The sequence below is a fragment of the Streptomyces sp. NRRL WC-3549 genome, assembly GCF_000721935.1.
Lineage (GTDB): Bacteria > Actinomycetota > Actinomycetes > Streptomycetales > Streptomycetaceae > Streptomyces.
This window is the reverse complement of record NZ_KL585393.1, coordinates 96,880-102,404: the sequence shown is the minus strand read 5'-3', so window position 1 is coordinate 102,404 and position 5,525 is coordinate 96,880. Positions and strand designations below refer to the sequence as shown.

8 protein-coding genes are annotated in these 5,525 nt (G+C 72.3%); 3 read left to right on the top strand and 5 right to left on the bottom strand.

Going from position 1 to position 5,525, the window contains the following annotated elements:
- On the top strand, positions 1-313 hold a 313-nt coding region (locus IH13_RS0110395; RefSeq protein ID WP_031083146.1), incomplete at its 5' end, for an ATP-binding cassette domain-containing protein.
- Between the two features lie 78 nt (positions 314-391).
- On the opposite strand, the gene IH13_RS0110390 is transcribed toward IH13_RS0110395, so the two are convergent.
- The 3 genes from IH13_RS0110390 to IH13_RS0110380 all read right to left on the bottom strand — a co-directional run bounded on the left by IH13_RS0110390 (position 392) and on the right by IH13_RS0110380 (position 2,497).
- Positions 392-1,168, bottom strand: coding sequence for a hypothetical protein (locus IH13_RS0110390; RefSeq protein ID WP_031083144.1), 777 nt, complete (start codon positions 1,166-1,168; stop codon positions 392-394).
- Positions 1,165-1,665, bottom strand: a complete 501-nt coding sequence (locus tag IH13_RS0110385; RefSeq protein WP_031083143.1) for a SigE family RNA polymerase sigma factor — start codon at positions 1,663-1,665, stop codon at positions 1,165-1,167. Before IH13_RS0110385 ends, IH13_RS0110390 begins: the two co-directional genes overlap by 4 nt.
- Positions 1,666-1,792: 127 nt before the next feature.
- A complete protein-coding gene (locus tag IH13_RS0110380; RefSeq protein WP_031083141.1) occupies positions 1,793-2,497 on the bottom strand; it encodes a class I SAM-dependent methyltransferase in 705 nt (234 codons plus the stop codon).
- A gap of 96 nt (positions 2,498-2,593) precedes the next feature.
- Between IH13_RS0110380 and IH13_RS0110375 the strand changes: the two genes are divergently transcribed.
- On the top strand, positions 2,594-3,223 hold the full coding sequence (locus IH13_RS0110375) for a CGNR zinc finger domain-containing protein (protein ID WP_031083139.1): 630 nt from the start codon (positions 2,594-2,596) through the stop codon (positions 3,221-3,223).
- Here IH13_RS0110375 and sodX read toward each other — a convergent pair.
- Positions 3,127-3,564: a nickel-type superoxide dismutase maturation protease gene (sodX, locus tag IH13_RS0110370; RefSeq protein WP_031083136.1), complete on the bottom strand. Its 438-nt coding sequence runs from the start codon at positions 3,562-3,564 to the stop codon at positions 3,127-3,129. The genes IH13_RS0110375 and sodX overlap by 97 nt on opposite strands.
- Before the next feature lie 193 nt (positions 3,565-3,757).
- Here sodX and sodN point away from each other — a divergent pair, with 193 nt between their 5' ends.
- Positions 3,758-4,153, top strand: a complete 396-nt coding sequence (gene sodN, locus IH13_RS0110365) for a superoxide dismutase, Ni (RefSeq protein WP_031083134.1) — start codon at positions 3,758-3,760, stop codon at positions 4,151-4,153.
- Between the two features lie 235 nt (positions 4,154-4,388).
- Here sodN and IH13_RS0110360 read toward each other — a convergent pair whose 3' ends face one another.
- Positions 4,389-5,342, bottom strand: coding sequence for a LysR family transcriptional regulator (locus tag IH13_RS0110360; protein ID WP_031083127.1), 954 nt, complete (start codon positions 5,340-5,342; stop codon positions 4,389-4,391).
- Between the last annotated feature and the right edge of the window lie 183 nt (positions 5,343-5,525).

The following is a 5,525-nucleotide window of genomic DNA, read 5'->3' as shown; positions in this document are numbered from 1 at the left end:
CTCCGGCGGCCAGCAGCAGCGGGTGGCCATCGCCCGGGCCCTGGCCATGGAGCCGAAGCTGATGCTGTTCGACGAACCGACCTCGGCGCTCGACCCGGAGCTGGTCGGCGACGTCCTGGACGTCATGCGCGGGCTGGCGGAGGACGGCATGACGATGATCGTGGTCACCCACGAGATGGGCTTCGCCCGCGAGGTGGGCGACGCTCTGGTGTTCATGGACGACGGTGTGGTGGTCGAGTCCGGCCATCCGCGGGAGGTGCTGACGAGCCCCCGGCACGACCGGACGAAGTCCTTCCTGTCCAAGGTGCTGTAGCGCTGACGCGATACGGAGGAGGGCGGTACGGGACCTGGTCCCGTACCGCCCTCCCGCACTTCCCCTCGCTCGCCCGCCCTACACCGCGGGGATCAGCCCCGGCTGCCGCATCAGCGCGCGCAGCTGTTCCTGGTCGAGGGGCGGGCTCGTGAGCAGCGGGCCCTGGGACCGCTTGCCGAGGTATCCGCTGCTGGCCCGCACGCCCAGCAGGGACCCGTCCTTCAGCTCCAGCCGCCCGTTGAGCTCAGGGCCCCACAGGGGCGTGCCGTCGCGCCCCGCGTGTTCCATCGGGTCGCTCCAGGTGGTCAGGACGCTGCCGTCCGGGAGCTCGTCCCGCACGCAGTCGGCGAGAGGCCGTCCGACGCCGCCCGGTGCGCAGAGGTCGTCCTCCTCGGTGCCGTCGGGCCTCTCGCCGAGGACGGCGCGGTCCAGGTACTTCACGACGAGGTAGCCGGCACCGCCGTCCTTGCGGACCATGTACTCGCCGTCCAATGGGCCCGCGTGCGCCGTCTGCCCCTGCCCGGACGTCCCGTTGCCGATCAGGGCGCGCAACGAGACCTTCTCGACGCTCCCCACGTCCTCCGGCAGCAGCGCGGCCAGCCGGGCCGCCTTCCCGGGCGGGCTCTTCTGCGCCACCGGCGCCGTCGCCACGGAGGGGGGCTCGGTCCCCGTCACGTCTCGGACGCCGGGCAGGGCCGCCGCGCCGGCCGCGACGACCGCGAGCGCGGCCACCGACACCGCGGCCCTGCGCCGGTAGCGGATCTTCCTGGCCCGGGCGTACACCGCCCCGGTGGAGACGGCGGGCCGGCCGGCGTCCGCGGCGGCCCGTTCCAGCAGTTCGCGTACGTCGTTCATACAAGTTCCTCCGCCGTGTCCGCGGCCATGTCGGCGCGCAGCGCCGCCAGCCCCCGTGCCGTGTGGCTCTTGACCGTGTTCTCCCGCATCCCGAGCAGCTCGGCGGTCGCCTCGACGCTCAGGTCCTCCCAGTAGCGCAGCACCAGCACGGCTCTCTGCCTGACCGTGAGCCGGGCGAGTGCCGCCCGCACCATCAGGCCGGTGTCCGTGTCGGCCGGGTGCCCCGCGCGGTCGGGAAGCTCCCCGTAGGCCTGTTCGCGCCTCCAGAACCGGCGGCGGCTCGCGATGAAGGTGTTGACCAGGGTCTTGCGTGCGTACGCCTCGATGTTGTCGAGCCGTCCGTGACGCCTTCCGCCGAGAACGACCCTGACCAGAGTCGTCTGGACCAGGTCCTCGGCCTCGTGCCGGTCGCCGCACAGCAGGTAGGCGCTGCGGAACAGCGCGGTGCGGCGGTTCTCCACGAAGGCGTACAGCGCGGCGTCGTCATCGATCCGCATCGTCGGCGCCCCTCTCCGGGTCCGCGGGCGCGGACCGTCTCACCCTTCCAGTGCGGTGGGCCGGGCCGGAGGTTGCGGACATGCGGAAGGAGCCAGGGACGGCCGCCCTGGCTCCTTCCGGCGCCGGCTACCTGACCGCGAGGATCAGGCTGTCGGAGGGCGAACTCCAGACCGCGCGCGCCTCGGCGAAGCCGGCGGCGCGCAGGGTGTCGGCGTGCCACTGCGGGGAGGGCGTGTCGCCGTCCGCGTGCTCACCGTAGATACGGAAGCGCTCGGCGGTCGGCTCCGCGAGGGCCATGTGTATAAGAGACAGGTGCCGGTGGGCGCGTTCGGCGGCGTTGATCCGGGGGGTGCCGGTGTCGATCATGTGGTCGGCGTTCATGAACACCCCGCCTTCGCGGACCAGTTGCCCGATCCGGCCGTACAGCGCCGTGAGCGGCCCGCTGTGCAGCCAGTGCAGGGCCGTGGCCGTCAGGACGGCGTCGTACGAGGAGTGGGGCAGCCCCTCCGCCCAGGCGGGGTCCTTGAGGTCGGCGGTGACGAAGGTGACCCGGTCGTCGCCCTCGAAGGTGCCCCGGGCGATGGCCAGCAGGGCGGGGTCCAGGTCGACGCCGGTACTGGTGGCGTCCGGGAACCTCCTGAGGAGGCGGTCCGTGATGCTCCCCGTACCGCACGCCAGGTCGAGGACGCGCGGCGCGGACCCCACCACGGCCTCCACCATGTCCAGCATCACCCGGAACCGCTCCTCGCGGTCCGGCATGTACCACTCCTGCTGCCGGTCCCAGCTCTCCTGCCAGGACCGCCAGTCGGTACCCTGCGCAGCCTCCGCCATCCGATCCTCCACGCACTACCGTAATACCCAGGGAACAAACACGACCATTACACTGGTCGATTCAGCGACCCTAGACCGATGCCGTAAGGACTACAAGTGGAACTGGCCCATTACTCGGATTACGCCGTGCGTCTGGTGAACACCGAGGAGCCGGCCCGCGCCAGGGACTCCCTCACCACGGTCGAGTCCGTACGCGGACTCTTCGGCGCCAACGCCCAGGCCGCCCGGCGCGCCACCGACGCGGACGTGACCCGTTTCCGGTCCGTACGGGCCCGGCTGCGCGCGGTCTTCGAGGCGGCCGACAGCGGCGCCGAGACCCTCGCGGTGGACCTGCTCAACTCGCTGCTGCTGGAATTCCCGGTGAGCCCGCAGATCTCCGGCCACGACACCCGCGACGCGGACGGCAAGCCGGACTGGCACATGCACCTGGCCGACCACCCCTCGAACGCGACGGCCGGCTTCGCCGCCATCGCCGCCATGGGCCTGGCCTTCCACCTCACCTCGTACGGTGTGGACCGGCTCGGTCTGTGCGAGGCGGCCCCGTGCCGCAACGCCTACCTCGACACCTCCACCAACCGCTCGCGGCGCTACTGCTCGGACCGCTGCGCGACCCGGGCCAACGTGGCGGCCTACCGGGCCCGCAAACGCCTGGAGACGGAGCGGTCCGAGGCGACGGGGCGCACCGCGGAGAAGACCCAGCCGAGCACCCCGGAGACCGTCCGCTGATCCGGTTTCAGCGGACGGTACCGGGCCCGCACCCTGGCCAGTACCAGTTCCTCGGGCACGGCGCCGTAGTCCGTGCTGTCCCCGCCCGCGTACGCGTTGTCGCCCAGCACCCACCAGCCGTTGCCGCGCCGCTCGGCCGCCCGCTTCACCACCAGCAGGTCCTGCTGGAACGGGTGGCGCAGAATCACCACGTCCCCGGGGCGCACCGGCGCCCCGTACCGCACGAGCAGCCAGTCCCCGTGGTACAGGGTCGGCACCATCGAAGGGCCCGTCACCTCCACCACCTGGAACGGTCTGCGCGCCGCCCGTCCGCCCCCGGGCTCCTGCGTCAGCTCCGGCATCCGTGGCACCTCCCGGTCCGTCCTCGAGTTCAACCGCCGCGCACCGTGCCGTGCACACCGTTTCGTACATCCGGCCACCGGTCCCATCTTCGCCCCGGACTTTTGGCCTAAGCCCACGGGGGCAGGCGCGGAAAACACTCCCCCACGGAGTAATGTCCCACCTGAGAAGACGATCACGAGGAAGGACAGCTCCATGCTTTCCCGCCTGTTTGCCCCCAAGGTGAAGGTCAGCGCTCACTGCGACCTGCCCTGCGGCGTGTACGACCCGGCCCAGGCCCGCATCGAGGCCGAGTCCGTCAAGGCCGTCCAGGAGAAGTACCAGGCCAACGACGACGCGGCCTACCGCACGCGCGCCATCCTGATCAAGGAGCAGCGCGCCGAGCTCGCGAAGCACCACGTCTCGGTGCTCTGGAGCGACTACTTCAAGCCCCCGCACTTCGAGAAGTACCCGGAGCTGCACCAGCTGGTCAACGACACCCTGAAGGCGCTCTCGGCGGCCAAGGGTTCGAACGACCCGGCCACGGGCCAGAAGGCCCTGGACCTGATCGCCCAGATCGACAAGATCTTCTGGGAGACCAAGCAGGGCTGATCCGTCACTCCCGCGGCGGCACCCCCGCCGCAGGCCGGAGTGGTGGACCAGAGGACCCGGCCGCCCGGAGCGGCCGGGTCCGCTGCGTCTTCGCGGTCGTCCGGGAGGCGTCCGGGCCCGGTTCCGTGGAAGGCCGCCCCCGAAGCGGGGACGGGATAGGGCGGCGTACGCGTCGCCGGCGGCGGCCAGTACGCCGGGTGCCGCGCGTCGGTGTATCGGGTGCCGGGGGACGCGGTCAGTCCACGGCGGCCAGCGGACTGCGGTGGCGCAGCAGCCACTGGTGGTACGCCGCCGCGCGCTGCGCCGCCTCACGGTAGGCCGCCTCCAGCTCCGCGTACACCGGGTCCGTGTCGGTCCCCGGGCGCGACACCAGGAGCAGCCGTACCGCCAGCGGGTCGCCGCGCAACGGGCGGATCGCCATGTCCTCGCGCGGCCCCGAGGTGGGTTGGCAGGGGGCGACCGCCTCCCCGAGGACGACCAGGGACGCCGCCGTGAGGTAGTCGCCGTGCAGCACCGGCGGGTCCAGGCCGGCCGCGCCCAGTACCCGGCGGACCCCGTCCCACTCGCCGTCGACCGAGGGGTCGACCATCCAGCGGTCATCCGCCAGGTCGTCCAGGTCCACCACCGGGCGGGCCGCGGCGGGGTGTTCCCGCGAGAGGGAGATGAACTGCGGTTCGCGCTCCACGAGTACGCGCTGCCGCAGCCCCTCCGGAACGGCCAGCGGGAAGCCCTCCACCTCGTGCACGAACGCGACGTCGAGCCGGCCCGCCGCGACCGTACGCAGCAGCTCACGGGCCGAGACGTCGACCCGGAGCGAGATGTCGGTACCGGGCATCCGGATCCGCAGCCGGCGCAGCCAGCCGCCGATGACCCGGCTCGCGGTCGAGCCGATGCGCAGCCGGGGCCCGCCCGCCCGGGCCGCCTCGGCTTCGGCGAGCGCGGCGTCGACCAGGGCCGACATGCCGTCGACCAGGGGGCGGGCCCGGCTCAGGACGGCACGGCCGAGCAGGGTCGGCCGGCAGCCGGTGCGTTCCCGGTTGAAGAGGGAGGCGCCCAGGGACCTCTCGATCCGCTGGAGCTGGGTGGTCAGCGCGGGCTGGCTGACGCCCAGCCGCCGTGCCGCCTGGTGCAGGCTGCCCGTGTCGGCGATGGCGCAGAGCGCCCTGAGGTGTCTCACCTCGAACTCCATGGCGATGAGCGTATGACCGTGCGGGTGGCGGACACCAGAGGCGCCAATGCCGCTAAAACAGCGCGATTCGGGGGCTGTCGGGACGACGCCCATGTGCGGGTGCTGTGTCGTTCCTGTGCCGGTGATAGGGCGGCGCTATCGCCGGTTGACATCATCCGCGGCGGGCCCGGCCGACCCGACACC

What these genes read in the sequence shown, in the direction of transcription:
- IH13_RS0110360 (WP_031083127.1), bottom strand. Translation starts at nt 5,342, where the DNA reads ATGGAGTTCGAGGTGAGACACCTCAGGGCGCTCTGCGCCATCGCCGAC.
- sodN (WP_031083134.1), top strand. Translation starts at nt 3,758, where the DNA reads ATGCTTTCCCGCCTGTTTGCCCCCAAGGTGAAGGTCAGCGCTCACTGC.
- IH13_RS0110390 (WP_031083144.1), bottom strand. Translation starts at nt 1,168, where the DNA reads ATGAACGACGTACGCGAACTGCTGGAACGGGCCGCCGCGGACGCCGGC.
- IH13_RS0110385 (WP_031083143.1), bottom strand. Translation starts at nt 1,665, where the DNA reads ATGCGGATCGATGACGACGCCGCGCTGTACGCCTTCGTGGAGAACCGC.
- sodX (WP_031083136.1), bottom strand. Translation starts at nt 3,564, where the DNA reads ATGCCGGAGCTGACGCAGGAGCCCGGGGGCGGACGGGCGGCGCGCAGA.
- IH13_RS0110380 (WP_031083141.1), bottom strand. Translation starts at nt 2,497, where the DNA reads ATGGCGGAGGCTGCGCAGGGTACCGACTGGCGGTCCTGGCAGGAGAGC.